This is a genomic window from Roseomonas genomospecies 6 (genome assembly GCF_008365375.1).
Classification (GTDB): Bacteria; Pseudomonadota; Alphaproteobacteria; order Azospirillales; family Azospirillaceae; genus Azospirillum.
In genome coordinates this window covers 323,924-339,901 of the sequence record NZ_QOKW01000002.1, presented here as the reverse complement: position 1 = coordinate 339,901, position 15,978 = coordinate 323,924, and the positions used below count along the sequence as shown (strand labels likewise).

Genomic DNA, 15,978 nt, shown 5'->3' with positions numbered 1-15,978 from the left:
TTCCCTCTCCCACCCGCCCCGGGAGAGGGACTTCTTCACCGTCGGCGCCCCCGTCCGGAGGCGTGCCGGTCCATGAATTCCGGGGGCTTGCGGGAAACCCAGCGCAGGAAGGCCGCGATGTCCGGGTGGGCGCGCAGGCTGGCGACGGTGTGGTAGCGGTCGCGCAACTCCGCCTCGCTCAGAACCGCGTGGATCTTGGCGTGGCAGATGCGGTGCATGGTCACCGTCTCCCGTCCGCCGTAGGTGCGGGGGATCAGGTGGTGCTCGTTCAGGCTGGGGCCGGGCACCATCGGGCGTCCGCAGAGCGGGCAAGGCGGATGGGACGAGGGCGGATGGGATGGTTCGGGCGGCGGCATCGGGCGTCCGAAGAGGCGGCCGCCATCAGCCGGGCGGCGCTGTGGGCAGGGCGGCGCGGATGCGGGCGACCAACTCGTCGGCCCGATAGGGTTTCTGCAGGATCGGCAGCCCCTCCAGCGCCGAGGCCCGCTGGATTTCGGCGTAGCCGGTGACCATCAGGACCGGCAGGGCGGGACACCGGGCGCGCAGTTCCCGGACCAGTTCCAACCCCGTCATGCCGGGCATTGCATAGTCGGTCAGCACGAGGTCCACCTCCGGTTCGCGGGTGAAGACGTCCAGCGCGTCGGGACCGCCGGATGCCTCCATGATGCGGAAACCGGCATGCTCCAGAACCGTCGCGGTCGCCATGCGGACCAGCGCCTCGTCCTCCACCAGAAGGATGGTGGCGGGGCGGGGCGGCGTCTGCGCGGCGGGCGGCGGATCGGCGCCCTGGCCCGCATCCTCCTCCGCATCGGCCCGCGGCAGGTAGAGCGTCACCGTCGTCCCGGTGCCGAGCCGCGTCGTCAGCGCCACCGTTCCGCCGGATTGGGCGGCCAGCCCGTGCACCATGGACAGCCCCAGCCCCGTGCCGTGACCGACGCCCTTCGTCGTGAAGAAGGGTTCGAAGGCGCGCGCCGCGGTTTCCTCGCTCATCCCGCTGCCGGTGTCGGTGACGGCGATGCGCACGCAGTCTCCCGCGGCGAGGTCGAGCGGGCGCCCCTCCGCCTCGTCCGGGCAATTGCCGGTGCGTATGGTCAGCGTACCGCCCGCCGCCATGGCGTCGCGCGCGTTGATGGCGAGGTTGAGGATGGCCATCTCGAGCTGGTTGGGGTCCACCCGCGCCGGCCACAGGTCGGGCTCCGTCTCCGTCACGATGCGGGTGGTGCCGCCCAGCGTGCGCTCCAGAAGCCCGCTCATGCCGGTGACCAGGGCGCCGACGTCCACCGTCTTCGGCTCCAGCCGCTGCCGGCGGGAGAAGGCCAGCAGGTGCTGGGTCAGGGTGGCGCCGCGCTCCACCGCCTTCTCGGCCATGTCCAGCGCCTGGAGATGGGCGCCGCCGCTCTCGCAGGCGGAGCGCAGGAGGTAGAGGGACGTCCCGATGGCCTGGAGCAGGTTGTTGAAGTCGTGGGCGATGCCGCCGGTGAGCTGGCCGATGGCCTCCATCTTGCGGGCCTGATGCAGCGTCTCCTCGATCTCGCGGAGCGCCTGCTGGGTGCGTTCCTGTTCCTCCACGTCGCGGGCGACGTGATAGGCGCCGATGCGCCGCCCGCTGGCGTCCAGGATGGTGCCGAAGGCCAGCTCGTAGCGCTTGCGCGTCAGGTCGGGGTCGCCCAGCTCCTCCACGATGGTGAAGCGCTCCCCGCCCAGCGCGCGGCTCCACAGGGACTCCGTGGTGACCTGCGCCGTAGGCAGATGCTTCAGCGTGTCCAGCAGGCTTTGGCCGATGGCGGGGCGGTGGCCGTACAGCGCCTCCATCTCCCGCTGGTAGGCGCCGTTGAAGAGGATGTAGCGAAGCTCCTGATCGACCGCGACGATCAGGTCCGTGGAGCTTTCGATGATCGCGGCGAACAGGCGGCGGTCGGAGGCGTGGCGGTCCACCAGCTCGCCCAACTGCATCTCATGGGCGCGGCGGCGCTCCGTCACGTCTTCCAGGATGCCGACGGCGCGGGCGGCGCCGTCCGGATCGGTCAGGCAGGACCCGCGCATCGCCAACCAGCGCACCTGCCCGTCGGGCGATCCCACCGGGAATTCCGCCTCCAGCTCGCCCTTCGACGGATCGTCGCGGTAGAGCGCGGCGCGGATGGCGTTGCGGTGGTCCGCCGCGACGTTGCGAATCCAGGATTCGACCGAGGCGCCGTCCAGCGCCGGGACTCCGAGCAGGGCGGCGGTGCGGTCCGACCCGTGGAAGCGGCGGCTGCGCGTGTCGAAGCGCCACACTCCCAGCCCGACGACCTCCATCACCAGCCGCTGCTGCGCCTCGCTGTCGCGCAGCCGGCGGGCGGCCCGGTTCAGGGCGCCGGCGACCGCGTTGACCTCGCGGATCGGCGCGGGGGCGATCATCGGCGCGGGGGCGTGCGGGCCGTCGCGCCCCAGCGCCAGGGCGGAGCCGGCCAGCGCCGCGACCGGGTCGGCGATGCGCCGCCCGACCGCCAGCACCATGGCCAGACTGACGAGCAGAAGCAGGCCGCCACCCGTCAGCACCAGCGTGACCGAGCGGCGCAGGGGTTCCGCGATCAGATCCTGCGGCACGCCGACGGCGACGGTCCAGCCCGACAGTTCCGATCGGGCGAAGGCGTTGAACAACGGCGTGCCATCCCGCGCGACGAGGGAGAAGGTGCCGGAACTGGCCGAAGCGGTCCGGCGGAACACCTCCGCCGGGATCGCCGTGCCGGTGAAGGAGTCGGGTGCCGCGGTCCGCGTGATGAAGAAGCCCTGCCGGTCCCACAGGGCGGCGATCCACCCGTCCGGAAGCCCCTGCCGGCGCAGGATGTCGATGAACAGTTCAGCCGGAATGTTCATGGTCAGGACGAGTTCCGACGGTCCGCTGCGCGTGATGGGCAGCGCGACGGCGACCAGGGGGCGCTGGGCGACGGAGCCGGTGAAGATCTCGGAGATCTGGGTCTGGCCGCTTTCCGCCGTCCGCCGGATCAAGCCGGCAACCGCGGCGCGGGGAAGCGGATCGCCGAACGGGCGGCGCGTGTTGACAAGCTGCTGGCCCTGGGCGTTGCTCAGAACGATGTGGACGCCCTCGCGCCGGGCGCTCTTGTGGTGAAGCACCTCGGTCGCCTGCCGGTGGAAGGCGGCGAGATCGCCCTTGTCGAGATGCGGGGAGGTGGTCAGGACCTGGAGCGCCGTCTCCATCGCCATGAGTTCGCGGTCCACGGCGACGGCCAGCGTCCGGGCCAGATCCTGGCCGGACCGCTCGATCGCGGCGCTCTGCGTCTCGGCCATGCGGAAGACCGTCCAGCCGGCGAACCCCAGCATCGGCAGCATCGCCGCCATGACCAGCAACACCAGCCCGGTGCGGAGCGACAGGCCGCCGGCCTTGGGCCGGTCGTCGCCGGGTGCTCCGCCGTTTTCGATGGCGGTGTCTTCATCCTCCGCGTGCACAGGCACGAGATACCATACTCCCGTATGAACGGTGCGGGGCGCGTCCATAACCATCGCAGAGTCCGGCGGCAAAGGACACAGCTTTGACTGCCCTTCGGCTGTGAGGGGGAATCTATAAAAGGTGGGTGGATAGAGGTGGAACCCGCCCAACCGGACGCTGTTGGCGGAAAAGGAGGCAGACCGGATGGAAGGGCCGGTGGAGGATGTCTGCCGGACCGGTTCGGACCGTGATTCCGGTTGCCGAACGGGGAGATTGCGCCATGGACGAACATCGGAAGGAAGGTCGGGCGGACCAGCGCCCGAAGGACGAGCCGCCGGCGGGGCGGGGCGCCGCGAGGGACAAAGCCGCGCCGGAATGCGACAGCGCCGATTTCGGACAACCCGCCGGATCGCCCGGCGGGCGCGGCGGAGCCATCCCCTATGGCGGGGTGAAGCGCATGGAGCCGCGGAACCGCTCCTGAACAGCGAAAAGGAGCCGCAAGCGGCTCCTTTTCCTCATTGGGCATCATGCCTTCAGGGCGTCAGGCCGGCTGCTTGCCGTCCATCAGAGCCACGAACCGGTCGAACAGATAATGGCTGTCCTGCGGGCCGGGCGAGGCTTCGGGGTGATACTGCACCGAGAAGACCGGCTTGTTCTTGAGCCGGATGCCCTCGTTGGAGCCGTCGAACAGGCTGACGTGGGTCACCTCGGCGTCGGCGGGCAGGGTCTCCTCCATCACCACGAAGCCGTGGTTCTGGCTGGTGATCTCAACGCGGCCGGAGGCCAGATCCTTCACCGGATGGTTGGCGCCGCGGTGGCCCAGCGGCATCTTCTTCGTCTTGGCGCCCAGCGCCAGCGACAGCATCTGGTGGCCCAGGCAGATGCCGAACATCGGCAGTCCGGTGTCCAGCAGGCCCTTGATGGTCGGCACGGCGTATTCGCCGGTGGCCGCGGGGTCGCCGGGGCCGTTCGACAGGAAGACGCCGTCCGGCTTGTGGCGCATCACCTCATCGACCGTGGCGGTGCCCGGAACGACCGTCACCTTGCAGCCGGAGGCGGCAAGACAGCGCAGGATGTTGCGCTTGGCGCCGAAATCCATCGCCACGACGTGGAAGCGCGGGGTCTCCTGCTTGCCGTAGCCGGCACCGAGCGTCCAGGCGCTCTCGTCCCAGCCGTAGGTCTGGCGGCAGGAGACGTCCTTGGCAAGGTCCATGCCCTCCAGCCCCGGCCAGCCCTTGGCCTTGGCGACCAGAGCGTCCAGGTCGAACCTGCCGTCCGGCGCGTGGGCGACGACGCCGTTGGGCGCGCCCAGATCGCGGATGCGGCGGGTCAGGCGGCGGGTGTCGATGCCGGCGAGGCCGACCAGCCCGTAGCTCTTCAGCCAGTCGTCCAGATGGCGGGTGGCGCGCCAGTTCGACGGATCGGTGATGTCGGCGCGCAGGATCAGGCCGCGCGCGGCGGGGGTCACCGTCTCGATGTCTTCCGGGTTGGCGCCGGTGTTGCCGATGTGCGGGAAGGTGAAGGTGATGATCTGGCCGGCGTAGCTGGGGTCGGTCAGGATTTCCTGATAGCCGGTCATGGAGGTGTTGAAGCACACCTCGCCCACCGAATCCCCCACTGCACCGATGCCTCGGCCCTTGAAGACGGTGCCGTCGGCCAGAACCAGGACACCGGTGTAAGCGCCGGCATCGCCCGCCGGGAGAGTCGATTGAGCCATCCTTCAGACCTTATCAAGAGCCGCCGCGGGCCACATATGACATGCATCGCGGAACGTCGGCGCCGCGTCCCGTCCCGCTGGGCGCACGCGTCGTCGTCGGTCCGTGCCCCGCCATCCCGGTTCCTTGCGGTCGGGTGTCTGAGCCTGGATCGATTAGTCGGGACGGGTGGGCCGGTCAACCGTATATGACGATTGGCACCCGGATTTCCAGCGGCGCGTTTGCATATTCGCCGTGTTCCGCCGGTGGGGCTTGGACTGGAGAGGGCTTCGGGAAGGGCGCAGGAGGCGGCTCTTCGGAATTGACGTGGCAATCCGATGCAAATTTAGGAATATTGCCGGTTCGCGCTGGCCCCCGCTGAAATCCCCCTGGGTTTCCGGAAACGGTGCGGATGTTCCCGATCCGATGTTGATCGTTATCGACCTGATGAACACGAGGACACACGCATGCTGCGCACGCGCCTGAACGAATCTTTGAAGCAGGCGATGCTCGCCAAGAACCAGCGCGCCGTCTCGACCGTGCGCCTGATCCTGGCCGCGCTGAAGGACCGGGACATCGCGGCGCGCTCGCGCGGCGTCACCGACGGCATCGACGAGGCGGAAATCCTCTCCATGCTGCAGACGATGATCAAGCAGCGCGGCGAGTCGATCAAGCTGTACGAGCAGGGCGGGCGCCTGGAACTGGCCGAGCAGGAGCGCGAGGAGATCGCCGTCATCGAGGGCTTCCTGCCCAAGCAGATGTCGGACGAGGAAGTGGCCGCCGCCGTGAAGACGGTGGTCGCGGAGGTCGGCGCCACCTGCATCAAGGACATGGGAAAGGTGATGGCGGAACTGAAGGTGCGCTACGCCGGCCAGATGGACTTCGCCAAGGTCAGCGGCACCGTGAAGCAACAGCTTTCGGCCTGCTGATCCTGCCATAGCTCGGGTGCCGCCTGCCCATGGCCTTCCCGCCCCAATTCCTGGAGGAACTGCGCACCCGTCTGGCCCTGTCGGACGTGGTGGGCAAGCGCCTGCGCCTGATCCGCGCCGGACGCGAATACAAGGCCCCGTGCCCCTTCCACAACGAGAAGTCCCCTTCCTTCTACGTCAACGACCAGAAGGGGTTCTTTCATTGCTTCGGTTGCGGGGCCCACGGCGACATCATCGGCTTCGTCATGCGCCACGACAACCTCGCCTTCCCGGAGGCGGTGGAGGCGCTGGCCGGCGAGGCGGGCATGCCGGTTCCCCGCGCCACGGAAGAGGACAAGCAGCGCTACGAGCGGCGCAAGACTCTGCATGATCTGGTGGAGCAGGCCGCCCGCTGGTTCGAGCAGCAGCTTCACGCCCCCGCGGGCCGCGCCGGTCTGGAGTATTTCCAGCGGCGCGGGCTGGACACCGACAGCATGGCCCGCTTCCGCCTGGGCTTCGCCCCCGGCGATTCCGGCGCGCTGCGCGGCCAGCTTCTGAAGCAGGGCTTCTCGGAAGAGGACATGGTCACCGCCGGACTGCTGAAGCGGCCGGAGGACGGGCGCGCGCCCTACAGCTTCTTCCGCAACCGGGTGATCTTTCCGGTGACCGACCGGCGGGGCCGGGTGGTCGCCTTCGGCGGGCGCATCCTGGAAGGCGACGGCCCGAAATACGTCAACACCGCCGACACGCCGCTGTTTCACAAAGGCACGCTGTTGTACGGCCTGTCGCGGGCGCGGCAGGCGGCGGCGGACGGCAAGCCGGTGATCGTCGCCGAAGGCTACATGGATGTGATCGCGCTGGTCCGCGCCGGCTTCGAGGGCGCGGTGGCGCCGCTCGGCACCGCCCTGACCGAAACGCAGGTGCAGGAGCTGTGGAAGCTGATCCCCGACGCGGAGAAGGTGCCCTTCCTCTGCTTCGACGGCGACAAGGCCGGGCGCCGGGCGGCGTGGCGGGCGGTGGAGCGCATCCTGCCGCACCTCGCCCCCGGCCAATCCGCGCGCGTCGCCTTCCTGCCGGAAGGGGAGGACCCCGACAGCCTGATCCGCCAGCAAGGCCCCCGCGCCATGCAGGAGGTGCTGGGTGCCGCCATCCCGCTGTCCGAGGCGGTCTGGCGCATGGAGACCGAGGGCAAGCCCACCGACACCCCCGAATCAAAGGCGGCGGTGAAGGCCGCGCTGGAGGCGCGGGTGAGCCAGATCGCCGACCGCGACGTGCAGGTCTTCTACCGCACGGAGATGCGCCGCCGCGTCGACGAGGCCTTCGCCCCGCCGCCGCGCCAGCGCAACGACCGCGGCCCCTGGGTGCCCGGCGGACAGTGGCAAGGGGGAGGGCGCTTCGGCCAGCCGACGCGCCGGCACACGCCGGGCCTGCCGGGCCTGCGCACCGCGCCGCCGCCCGGCCACCGCCGCCGCAACCCCGGCAATCTCGCCGCCGCGCGGGAGCGCGTCCTGCTGGCGGTGATCATCAACCACCCCGAACTTTTCGACGAGTTGGGCGAATCGTTGGGCATGCTGCCTTTTCCCGACCGGGAATTGGAGGAATTGCGCCAAGCCGTCATCGGATTGCTTGCCGAACGGCGGGAAAACGACTCGGGGCTTGACGCCGCATCGCTTTGTCGCCACTTGTCTTCCGCCGGCTATGATACCATTGTCCGCTCTCTGCTCAGCGAGTCGACCTATGTCCATGCCGGCTTTGCACGCCCGGACGCATCCTCCCTGGACGCGAAGCGGGGGTGGTGGCCGACATGGCATCACCTGCATCACAGGCAGGTGATGGCCGATTTGAGAGAGGCGGAGGCGGCATTGGCCCGTGACAACAGCGAGGCGAACTTCGCGCGGGTCGTGGCCCTTCAACAGGAGGTCATCAGGTCCGGAATGGGTATGACGGATGACGAGGATCTCGACGATGCATAGCGCCCGGCGCCGCCGGGCGTGGTGCGGAAGGGAAGGGCCGGAGGGAATGAGACCTGGAAGGGTCTGGCCGGACAAGGCTCCGGGCGGTTCACAACCGGTTTAAGCAGGTGCGGATCGACAGCGGGGGGCCGCTGCGGTGCGCGCTATGGGTTTTTATTATGGGGTAATGCGGGGGCATCGATCGCATGGCCACGAAAGCTGCGAACAGCGTTGAAGTTTCCGAAGCCCGGGACGAGGCCGGCGACGGCCCGCTCATGGACGGCATGGGTCTTGCCGTCAAGAAGATGATCGCCCGCGGCAAGGAGCGTGGCTACGTCACCTATGACGAGCTGAACGCTGCCCTGCCGCAGGACACGTCGTCTTCCGAACAGATCGAAGACACGATGGCCATGCTCTCCGAGATGGGCATCAACATCGTCGAATCGGAAGAGCAGGATTCGGAAGGCAACGCCAACGCCGACGGCGAGGGTGAAGGCCGGTCCGCCGGCAATCTGGACGACGACGACATCGGCCGCACCGACGACCCTGTGCGCATGTACCTGCGCGAGATGGGTTCGGTCGAGCTGCTGTCCCGCGAGGGCGAGATCGCCATCGCCAAGCGCATCGAGGCCGGGCGCGAGATGATGATCGGGGCGATTTGCGAATCGCCGCTGACCATCCGCGCCATCCTCGAGTGGCACGACGCCCTCATGGAAGGGAAGATGCTGCTGCGCGACATCATCGACCTGGACGCCACCTATGGTGGCGGCCCGGACGGTGAGGAGATGCCCGAAGGTCTGGCCGACGTGGTGGAAGCCGCGCCGGAGGAGACCGAGGAGGAGCGTCCGCCGCGGCCCGAGGGCGAGGGCGAGGAGGAAGGCGACGAGGATGGCGACAACAGCCTGTCCCTGTCCGCCATGGAAGCCGCGCTGAAGCCGCAGGTCATCGAGACCTTCGAGAAGATCAAGGCCACCTACGACAAGCTGCACAAGCTGCACGAAGGCCGCATCGCGGCCATCCAGAGCGGCGAGGACGTGGCCAAGCAGTCCGACAAGAAGTACGACAAGCTCAAGACCGAAATGGTCGAGCTGATGAACACGGTGCGCCTGAACAACCAGCGCATCGAGCAGCTCGTCGAGCAGCTCTACGCCCTGAACCGCAAGCTGACCGGCTTCGAGGGCAAGCTGCTGCGCATGGCGACCGACTGCCGCGTGAAGCGCGAGGACTTCCTGAACCACTATTTCGGGCACGAACTCGACCCGAACTGGCTGGAGCGCATCCGCGGGCTGAACCCCAAGACCTGGGGCAAGTTCTACGACAAGTACGAGGCCGACATCCGCAAGACGCGCGAAGGCGTGTCGAGCATCTCGGATGAGGCCAAGCTGCCGATCAGCGAGTTCCGCCGCATCGTCTCGACCGTCCAGAAGGGCGAGAAGGAGGCGAGCCGCGCGAAGAAGGAGATGGTGGAGGCCAACCTGCGCCTCGTCATCTCCATCGCGAAGAAGTACACGAACCGCGGCCTGCAGTTCCTGGACCTGATCCAGGAGGGCAACATCGGCCTGATGAAGGCGGTGGACAAGTTCGAGTACCGGCGCGGCTACAAGTTCTCGACCTACGCGACCTGGTGGATTCGTCAGGCGATCACCCGCTCCATCGCGGACCAGGCGCGGACCATCCGCATCCCGGTCCACATGATCGAGACGATCAACAAGCTGGTCCGCACCAGCCGCCAGATGCTGCACGAGATCGGCCGCGAGCCGACCCCGGAGGAGCTGGCCGAGCGTCTGATGATGCCGCTGGAGAAGGTCCGCAAGGTCCTGAAGATCGCCAAGGAGCCGATCTCCCTCGAAACGCCGATCGGCGACGAGGAGGATTCGCATCTCGGCGACTTCATCGAGGACAAGAACGCGGTCCTGCCGCTCGACGCCGCCATCCAGGCGAACCTGCGGGAGACGACGACCCGCGTGCTGGCCTCCCTGACGCCGCGCGAGGAGCGTGTTCTGCGCATGCGCTTCGGCATCGGCATGAACACCGATCACACGCTGGAAGAGGTCGGCCAGCAGTTCAACGTGACGCGCGAGCGCATCCGTCAGATCGAAGCCAAGGCCCTGCGCAAGCTGAAGCACCCGTCGCGGTCGCGCAAGCTGCGCAGCTTCCTGGACACCTGAGGGTTTCCCGGGCGAAGTCCCCGGACGGAACACGGTCGTATGGAGAGCGGGGGCCTTCGGGTCCCCCTTTTCATTTTGGGCCTTCTGCGGCGTTGAACGGGGTTGCATAAGTTCCCCATTCTGGGCACATTCGGCCTCCCTCGGACAGGGCCTGTAGTTCAGCGGTTAGAACGCGCCGCTCATAACGGTGTTGTCGTCGGTTCGAATCCGGCCGGGCCCACCATTTCCTCAAATGTTTTGCTGAACCAGATCGCGGCGCAGGCAGACGGCGCTGCCGGGGCACAGATCGGTGAACTGCGCGCTGGCACGGATGTCCGGCGGCGCCTCGCTCCGCTCCGCCCGTTCGAAGCCGATGCGCTCGAAGAAGCCGGCGGCGCCGGTGGTCAGAAGCCACAACCGGTCCAGGCCGAGCGCCATGGCCTCCCGGCACACCGCCTCCACCGCCGCGCGTCCATCGCCCTTGTGGCGCCGCTCCGGCGGGATGACGACCGAGCGGAGCAGCCCGTCGCGTCCGTAGACCTCCAAACCGCCATAGCCGACAAGCCCGCCGGGGCCGTCGAGGCGCCAGAAGCGCCGTCCTGGGGCCGTGATATCCTCGTTCGGCAATCCTTCGGAGGCGAGGAGGGCGGCAAGCGCCGGCAGTTCTTCCTCCGTCAATCGCGTGGCCATCACCGGTCGCGTCATCATGGCTTCCTCCGGTTCGGCGCGCCCGCGATTCGGATGCCGGCGCGCGCTGGAAACGACGAAAACGCCGTCGGATCGGGCGATCCAACCGCGTGAGGCGAACTTTGAAAAGAGAAAGTCCCAGGAAGAGGAGAGTGGCGCGCCCGAAGAGATTCGAACTCCTGACCCCCAGATTCGTAGTCTGGTGCTCTATCCAGCTGAGCTACGGGCGCTTCTCTCTGCCGCGGCGTCGGCGGGGCCGTCGTCTGCGGTGGCGCGGTTTTTAATCGGAGCGTGGCCGGAAGGCAACCAAAATCGACCGGCTCGTGAAATTTTTCCGGCAGGGGGAGGTCAGCCCTTTGACGGACTACAGAATGGCGGCGGTTGGGCTTACCTTGACGGGGTCGGCGACCTGCCAGAAGGACATTTGAGGACAGCATGGGTATGACGTTTCCGGGCCGCGCCCTTTCGGGGCCGGCGGCTTTCGTTGCGCTGGCGGCGCTTTCCCTTCCGGTGGCGAGCGGTGCCGCATGGGCGGCGGAGAACCGGCCCGGCGCGGCGGTCCTCGTGTCGGCGGCCATCGGGAACGAGGTCGTGCAGATGATCGAACTCGGGCCGAAGGTCATCCAGGTGACCGTCAACGACCGCGTCGTCTACGAAGACCGCGAGGGGCGCACCCTGTCCTTCGTGAACGCCTACAACATGGAAGGGCGCTGGCTGGTGCTGCTCCAGGAGAGCGTGGACGGCAAATGCGCCGCGCGTTACCGCGTGCTCGACCTCGGCGGGGCGAAGCCCGCCGTGTCGCTGCCCTTCGGGACCTGCAGCGACGCGCCGAAGGTGGAGCTGGCCGACCGCACCCTGACCGTCTCGCTGCCCGGTTCCGACGGAAAGAGCACGGCGGCCTGGAACTACCGCGACGGTCTGCTCGTTCGCTTGCGCTGAATGGAAAGGGAGCGGCAGGGACGGTGGGACATCTGAACCTCTGGCACATCAACAAGGCGATCACGCTCCTCGGCAGCACGGCCTTCGTGCTGCCGGTGGCGGGCATCCTGATCGTGATGCTGTGGCGCCGCCATTCGGCGGTCACGGCGGCGCGCTGGCTGGCCATCCTGGCGATGCTGATGGGGTCGGTGGCGCTTCTGAAGATCCTGGGCCACGCCTGCGGCTTCCGCCTGTTCGACGACCGGCTGACCAGCCCCAGCGGCCACGCGGCGCTGGCCGCCGCCGTCTATGGGGCGATCGGGGTGACGGCGGCGCGCTCGCTGGACGGGTGGCGGCGCGGGGTGATCGTCCTGGGCGCCCTCGGTCTGGTCGGGGCGGTCGCGGCCTCGCGCATCCTGCTGCGCTACCATTCGGTGACGGAGGTGGTGGTGGGCCTCGGGCTCGGCGGGCTGGCGGTGGCGGCCTTCGCGCAGAGCTTCCACCGACTCACACCCTCCCGCCTCAACCTCAACCCGCTGGTCCTCGCCCTGGTCGTGCTGTTCGGCGTGGCGACCTACGCCCTCGGCGACCGCACCAACGCGGAGCCGATGCTGAAGCATTTCGCCTATCTGCTTCGCGAGGAATCGCCGGTCTGCGGCCCCGCGCCGCCCTTGAACAGCCTGCTCGAACGGCTCTAGCCGGTGGCTCCCATGGTCCTCGCACGGAGGATGTTTGTGGCCCGACAGCGGTTGAGGGTTGAGAGTGGGCTTGCGGCGGGGCATGGTGAGGGCTTATACCGACGCCCCCGTTCCTGACCCGTTCTATTTCCGGCATCCCCTCCGCCCCATGTCGCTGTTCGGCTCCCTTCCGCGCGCCGCCACCAACGCCAGCGCGACGGTCCCCTTTTCGCAGGAGGACCTGGCGCGCGTCTTCGATGCGAAGACGCTGCAACGGGGGCGCACGCTCATCCTGACCGGCGCGGTGACGCTGCTGGAGTCGGAAGGGCGGATCGCGGCCACGGTGACCGACCTGGGACGGACCCTGTCGGTGACGGTCGTCCCGGTGCGCGGGCGCAGCCGCGTGGTGTTCGACAAGAGCTGCACCTGCGGGCGCAACACCTGCGCGCACATGGCCGCGGCGGCCCTGATGACCTTGGACGCCCGTCCGGAAGGGCGGCAGATGTCCCTGTTCGATCCGCCCCCGGCGGCGGGCTCGCCGTCGGCTCTTCCGCCGATCCCCGAACCGGACCCCGAACCGCCTCCTCCGCCTCCGCCCGATCCGGTGCTCAGCGTCCGCTGGACCCTGGAGCCGGGGAAGGACGAAGCGGCCATGTTCGTCTCCGCCGTCATCGCGGTGGAAGGGGCGGGGGAGGACGTCTCCACCCCGGCCAGCCCGCGCGACGTGCTGGCCCGCGCGCCGCGCAACCTGGACGGCGACGCGGACCGCGCCATCGCCCGGCTGCTGGGCGGCGGCGGTGCGGTGCGTACGCCGGTCGCCAAGAGCCGCGGCGACGTTGTGGACCGCATCCTGCGCCGGCTGCTTGGCTGCGGACGGCTGCGCTGGCGCGGCGGCACGGTGCTGGCGGAGGGGGCGGCCATGGCCATCCGCGCCTTCCGCGACCCGGCGACGCGCAAGCTGCGCCCGACCGGCCTGCCGCCGGGGGCCGCGCTGATCAAGGGGCAGGGCTACTGGTGCGTCGATCCCAAGGCCGGCACCGTCTGTCCCGTCGAATTGCAGGTGGTGGAGGTGCCGAAGCCCAAGGCCGCGGCGCCTCAGCCCCCCGCCAAGGCGGCGCCCCTGAAGGCGGCGCCCCTGAAGGCGTCCGCCCGCTCTGCATCGGCAAGGCCCGCACCCGCCCGCTCCGCACCGGAACGCCCGACCATTCCGGCGGCGGCCTTCGCGGCGGCCATGCCCGGCGCCATGCCCGGCGGTGTGCGCATGGGCTCCGACCCCGCCGCGACCATCGTGGAGCGCGACCCGCGCGTCGTCGCCCGGCTGGGCCGGGTGGTGTCGCCGGACGGCGGTCTGGTGGACGTTCTGCGCCTGTCCTTCGACTATGGCGAGGAGGATTCGCCCTCCGAGATCGAACCCGACGACCAGCGCCAGTTCGCCCGGGTGGAGGAGCCCGCCGGGGCCGTCTTCGTCCGCCGCGACAAGGCGCTGGAGCAGGGCGCGCTGGACCGGCTGGCGGCCTTCGGCTTCGCCCAGGCGCGGATCGAGCCGCCCAAGGGCCAGTTGAACGCCCGCGGCACCCGCGTGCACTGGCTGACCGGCAAGGACGCCGAGGAGCGCTGGTCGACCTTCCTCACCACCGAGGTGCCGGCCCTGCGCAAGGACGGCTGGACGGTCGAGATCGGCGCCGACTTCGGCACCCGCGTGGTGGAGGCGAACGAAGAGGTCGCGGTCGCCGTGCGCGATTCCGGCGACGGCTGGTTCGACCTGGACGTCGGCGTGGAGATCGACGGGGAGCGCCGCGCCCTGCTGCCCATCCTGGCGACCCTGATCGAGCGCGGCGGCATGGACGCCACCCGCGTCATCGACGGGCGCGCCCATCTGGTGCTGGACGACGGCAACGTGTTGGCCCTGCCGGCGGAGCGGGTGGAGCGGCTGCTCAGCGTCCTGGAATCCATGCTCGATAGCGGGCGACGTCTGGACGACACGCTGAAGGTGCCGCTGACCGAGGCCGACGGGCTGCTGGACATCGACGACCTGATCGCCCGGCGCACCGAGGACACCGGCCAGATCGACCGCTACCTGCGCACCATCCAGGAGCAGGAGATGCCGGCGGAGATGGACCCGCCGCCGGGCTTCCAGGGCACGCTGCGCGACTACCAGCGCGTCGGTCTGGCCTGGATGCAGGGGCTTCGGGCCAACCGGGTGGCCGGCATCCTGGCCGACGACATGGGGCTGGGCAAGACCGCCCAGACGCTGGCCCACATCGCCATGGAGGAGAAGGAGGGGCGGCTGACCGACCCCAGCCTCGTCGTCGTGCCGACCAGCCTCGTCCCCAACTGGGTGGCGGAGGCGCAGCGCTTCACGCCGCACCTGCGGGTGGTCGTGCTGCACGGGCTGGACCGGCACGAGAAGCTGGGTGACCTCGACCGCGCCCACATCGTGGTGACCACCTACGGCGTGGTGGGCCGCGACGTGGAGATGCTGAAGCGCCGGGACTGGCACCTGCTGATCCTGGACGAGGCGCAGGCCATCAAGAATCCGGACAGCAAGGCCACCCGCGCCGTCTGCGCGCTGAACGCCCGCAACCGGCTCTGCCTGTCCGGCACGCCGGTGGAGAACAATCTGGGCGAGCTGTGGAGCCAGTTCGCCTTCCTGATGCCCGGCCTGCTGGGCGACCGCAAGGAGTTCGGGCGCCGCTACCGCACGCCCATCGAGAAGCGCGCCGACGGCACCCGCGCCAAGCAGCTCATGCGCCGCATCCGCCCCTTCCTGTTGCGCCGCACCAAGGAAGCGGTGGCCAAGGAACTGCCGCCGAAGACCGAGGTGGTGGTCCGCATCGACCTGGAGCCGGCGCAGCGCGACCTCTACGAGACCATCCGCCTGTCGGTGAACGAGACGGTGCGGGCGGCGCTGGCGGTCAGCGGCGTGTCGCGCAACGCCATCACCATCATCGACGCGCTTCTGAAGCTGCGGCAGGTCTGCTGCGACCCGCGTCTGGTCAAGATTCCCGCCGCCGGCAAGGTGAAGGAGACCGCCAAGCTCGACGCGCTGACCGACATGGTGCTGGAGATGGTGCCGGAAGGCCGCCGCATCCTGATCTTCTCGCAGTTCACCACCATGCTGGACCTCATCAAGCTGCGGCTGGAGGAGGCGAAGATCGGCTATGTGGAGCTGACCGGGCGCACGCTGGACCGGGCAGAGCCCGTCAACCGCTTCCAGAACCGCGAGGTGCCGGTCTTCCTCATCAGCCTGAAGGCGGGCGGGCGCGGCCTGAACCTGACGGCGGCGGACACGGTGATCCACTACGATCCCTGGTGGAACCCGGCGGCGGAGGACCAGGCGACCGACCGCGCCTATCGAATCGGGCAGGACAAGCCGGTCTTCGTCTACAAACTGATCGCCGCCGACACGGTGGAGGAACGAATCCTCGACCTGCAACGGCGCAAAGGAAACCTGTCCGACGCAACCATCGAGGGCACGGGTCTCATCAGTGCACTTGAAGGCGGGGACATCGACTATCTGCTGGGTAGGGCGGCGGATTGACCGCACCCTCGGGGTTACCGCCCTTCC

Annotated in this window: 11 protein-coding genes and 2 tRNA genes; 8 read left to right on the top strand and 5 right to left on the bottom strand. The window is 69.0% G+C overall.

Going from position 1 to position 15,978, the window contains the following annotated elements; translation table 11 throughout:
* Nucleotides 1-35: 35 nt before the first annotated feature.
* Nucleotides 36-290, bottom strand: coding sequence for an HNH endonuclease (locus DS843_RS04015; protein WP_208852176.1), 255 nt, complete (start codon nucleotides 288-290; stop codon nucleotides 36-38).
* 91 nt (nucleotides 291-381) lie between these two features.
* A complete protein-coding gene (locus DS843_RS04010) occupies nucleotides 382-3,453 on the bottom strand; it encodes a response regulator (protein WP_167525192.1) in 3,072 nt (1,023 codons plus the stop codon).
* Between the two features lie 254 nt (nucleotides 3,454-3,707).
* Here DS843_RS04010 and DS843_RS04005 point away from each other — a divergent pair, with 254 nt between their 5' ends.
* A complete protein-coding gene (locus DS843_RS04005; protein ID WP_149467600.1) occupies nucleotides 3,708-3,908 on the top strand; it encodes a hypothetical protein in 201 nt (66 codons plus the stop codon).
* A 60-nt stretch (nucleotides 3,909-3,968) separates the two neighbouring features.
* Here the strand turns inward: DS843_RS04005 and carA are convergent, their stop codons facing one another.
* On the bottom strand, nucleotides 3,969-5,144 hold the full coding sequence (gene carA, locus DS843_RS04000) for a glutamine-hydrolyzing carbamoyl-phosphate synthase small subunit (RefSeq protein ID WP_149467599.1): 1,176 nt from the start codon (nucleotides 5,142-5,144) through the stop codon (nucleotides 3,969-3,971).
* 444 nt (nucleotides 5,145-5,588) lie between these two features.
* Between carA and DS843_RS03995 the strand changes: the two genes are divergently transcribed.
* The 4 genes from DS843_RS03995 to DS843_RS03980 all read left to right on the top strand — a co-directional run bounded on the left by DS843_RS03995 (nucleotide 5,589) and on the right by DS843_RS03980 (nucleotide 10,372).
* On the top strand, nucleotides 5,589-6,050 hold the full coding sequence (locus tag DS843_RS03995; protein ID WP_149467598.1) for a GatB/YqeY domain-containing protein: 462 nt from the start codon (nucleotides 5,589-5,591) through the stop codon (nucleotides 6,048-6,050).
* A 29-nt stretch (nucleotides 6,051-6,079) separates the two neighbouring features.
* Nucleotides 6,080-8,002, top strand: coding sequence for a DNA primase (gene dnaG / locus DS843_RS03990; protein ID WP_149467597.1), 1,923 nt, complete (start codon nucleotides 6,080-6,082; stop codon nucleotides 8,000-8,002).
* A 185-nt stretch (nucleotides 8,003-8,187) separates the two neighbouring features.
* Nucleotides 8,188-10,149 carry an RNA polymerase sigma factor RpoD gene (gene rpoD, locus DS843_RS03985; RefSeq protein ID WP_149467596.1) on the top strand — a complete coding sequence of 654 codons (1,962 nt, stop codon included), beginning with the start codon at nucleotides 8,188-8,190 and terminating at the stop codon, nucleotides 10,147-10,149.
* A gap of 147 nt (nucleotides 10,150-10,296) precedes the next feature.
* Nucleotides 10,297-10,372, top strand: a tRNA-Ile gene (locus DS843_RS03980).
* 5 nt (nucleotides 10,373-10,377) lie between these two features.
* On the opposite strand, the gene arsN2 is transcribed toward DS843_RS03980, so the two are convergent.
* Together arsN2 and DS843_RS03970 are read right to left on the bottom strand one after the other, a co-directional pair.
* Nucleotides 10,378-10,836, bottom strand: coding sequence for an arsenic resistance N-acetyltransferase ArsN2 (gene arsN2 / locus DS843_RS03975; RefSeq protein WP_208852175.1), 459 nt, complete (start codon nucleotides 10,834-10,836; stop codon nucleotides 10,378-10,380).
* A 132-nt stretch (nucleotides 10,837-10,968) separates the two neighbouring features.
* Nucleotides 10,969-11,045: transfer RNA gene (locus DS843_RS03970), tRNA-Arg, on the bottom strand.
* A gap of 211 nt (nucleotides 11,046-11,256) precedes the next feature.
* Between DS843_RS03970 and DS843_RS31045 the strand changes: the two genes are divergently transcribed.
* The 3 genes from DS843_RS31045 (at nucleotide 11,257) to DS843_RS03960 (ending at nucleotide 15,951) form a co-directional block, all read left to right on the top strand.
* A complete protein-coding gene (locus tag DS843_RS31045; RefSeq protein ID WP_167525191.1) occupies nucleotides 11,257-11,754 on the top strand; it encodes a hypothetical protein in 498 nt (165 codons plus the stop codon).
* Between the two features lie 23 nt (nucleotides 11,755-11,777).
* Nucleotides 11,778-12,431: a phosphatase PAP2 family protein gene (locus tag DS843_RS31040; RefSeq protein WP_167525190.1), complete on the top strand. Its 654-nt coding sequence runs from the start codon at nucleotides 11,778-11,780 to the stop codon at nucleotides 12,429-12,431.
* Nucleotides 12,432-12,579: 148 nt separating this feature from the next.
* Nucleotides 12,580-15,951, top strand: coding sequence for a DEAD/DEAH box helicase (locus DS843_RS03960; RefSeq protein ID WP_149467594.1), 3,372 nt, complete (start codon nucleotides 12,580-12,582; stop codon nucleotides 15,949-15,951).
* The last annotated feature ends 27 nt before the right edge of the window (nucleotides 15,952-15,978 follow it).

Excerpts from the sequence above, each read along its gene's own strand:
- DS843_RS04015 (WP_208852176.1), bottom strand. The coding sequence starts at position 290 with ATGGTGCCCGGCCCCAGCCTGAACGAGCACCACCTGATCCCCCGCACC.
- DS843_RS04005 (WP_149467600.1), top strand. The coding sequence starts at position 3,708 with ATGGACGAACATCGGAAGGAAGGTCGGGCGGACCAGCGCCCGAAGGAC.
- carA (WP_149467599.1), bottom strand. The coding sequence starts at position 5,144 with ATGGCTCAATCGACTCTCCCGGCGGGCGATGCCGGCGCTTACACCGGT.
- DS843_RS03995 (WP_149467598.1), top strand. The coding sequence starts at position 5,589 with ATGCTGCGCACGCGCCTGAACGAATCTTTGAAGCAGGCGATGCTCGCC.
- dnaG (WP_149467597.1), top strand. The coding sequence starts at position 6,080 with ATGGCCTTCCCGCCCCAATTCCTGGAGGAACTGCGCACCCGTCTGGCC.
- rpoD (WP_149467596.1), top strand. The coding sequence starts at position 8,188 with ATGGCCACGAAAGCTGCGAACAGCGTTGAAGTTTCCGAAGCCCGGGAC.
- arsN2 (WP_208852175.1), bottom strand. The coding sequence starts at position 10,836 with ATGATGACGCGACCGGTGATGGCCACGCGATTGACGGAGGAAGAACTG.
- DS843_RS31045 (WP_167525191.1), top strand. The coding sequence starts at position 11,257 with ATGACGTTTCCGGGCCGCGCCCTTTCGGGGCCGGCGGCTTTCGTTGCG.
- DS843_RS03960 (WP_149467594.1), top strand. The coding sequence starts at position 12,580 with ATGTCGCTGTTCGGCTCCCTTCCGCGCGCCGCCACCAACGCCAGCGCG.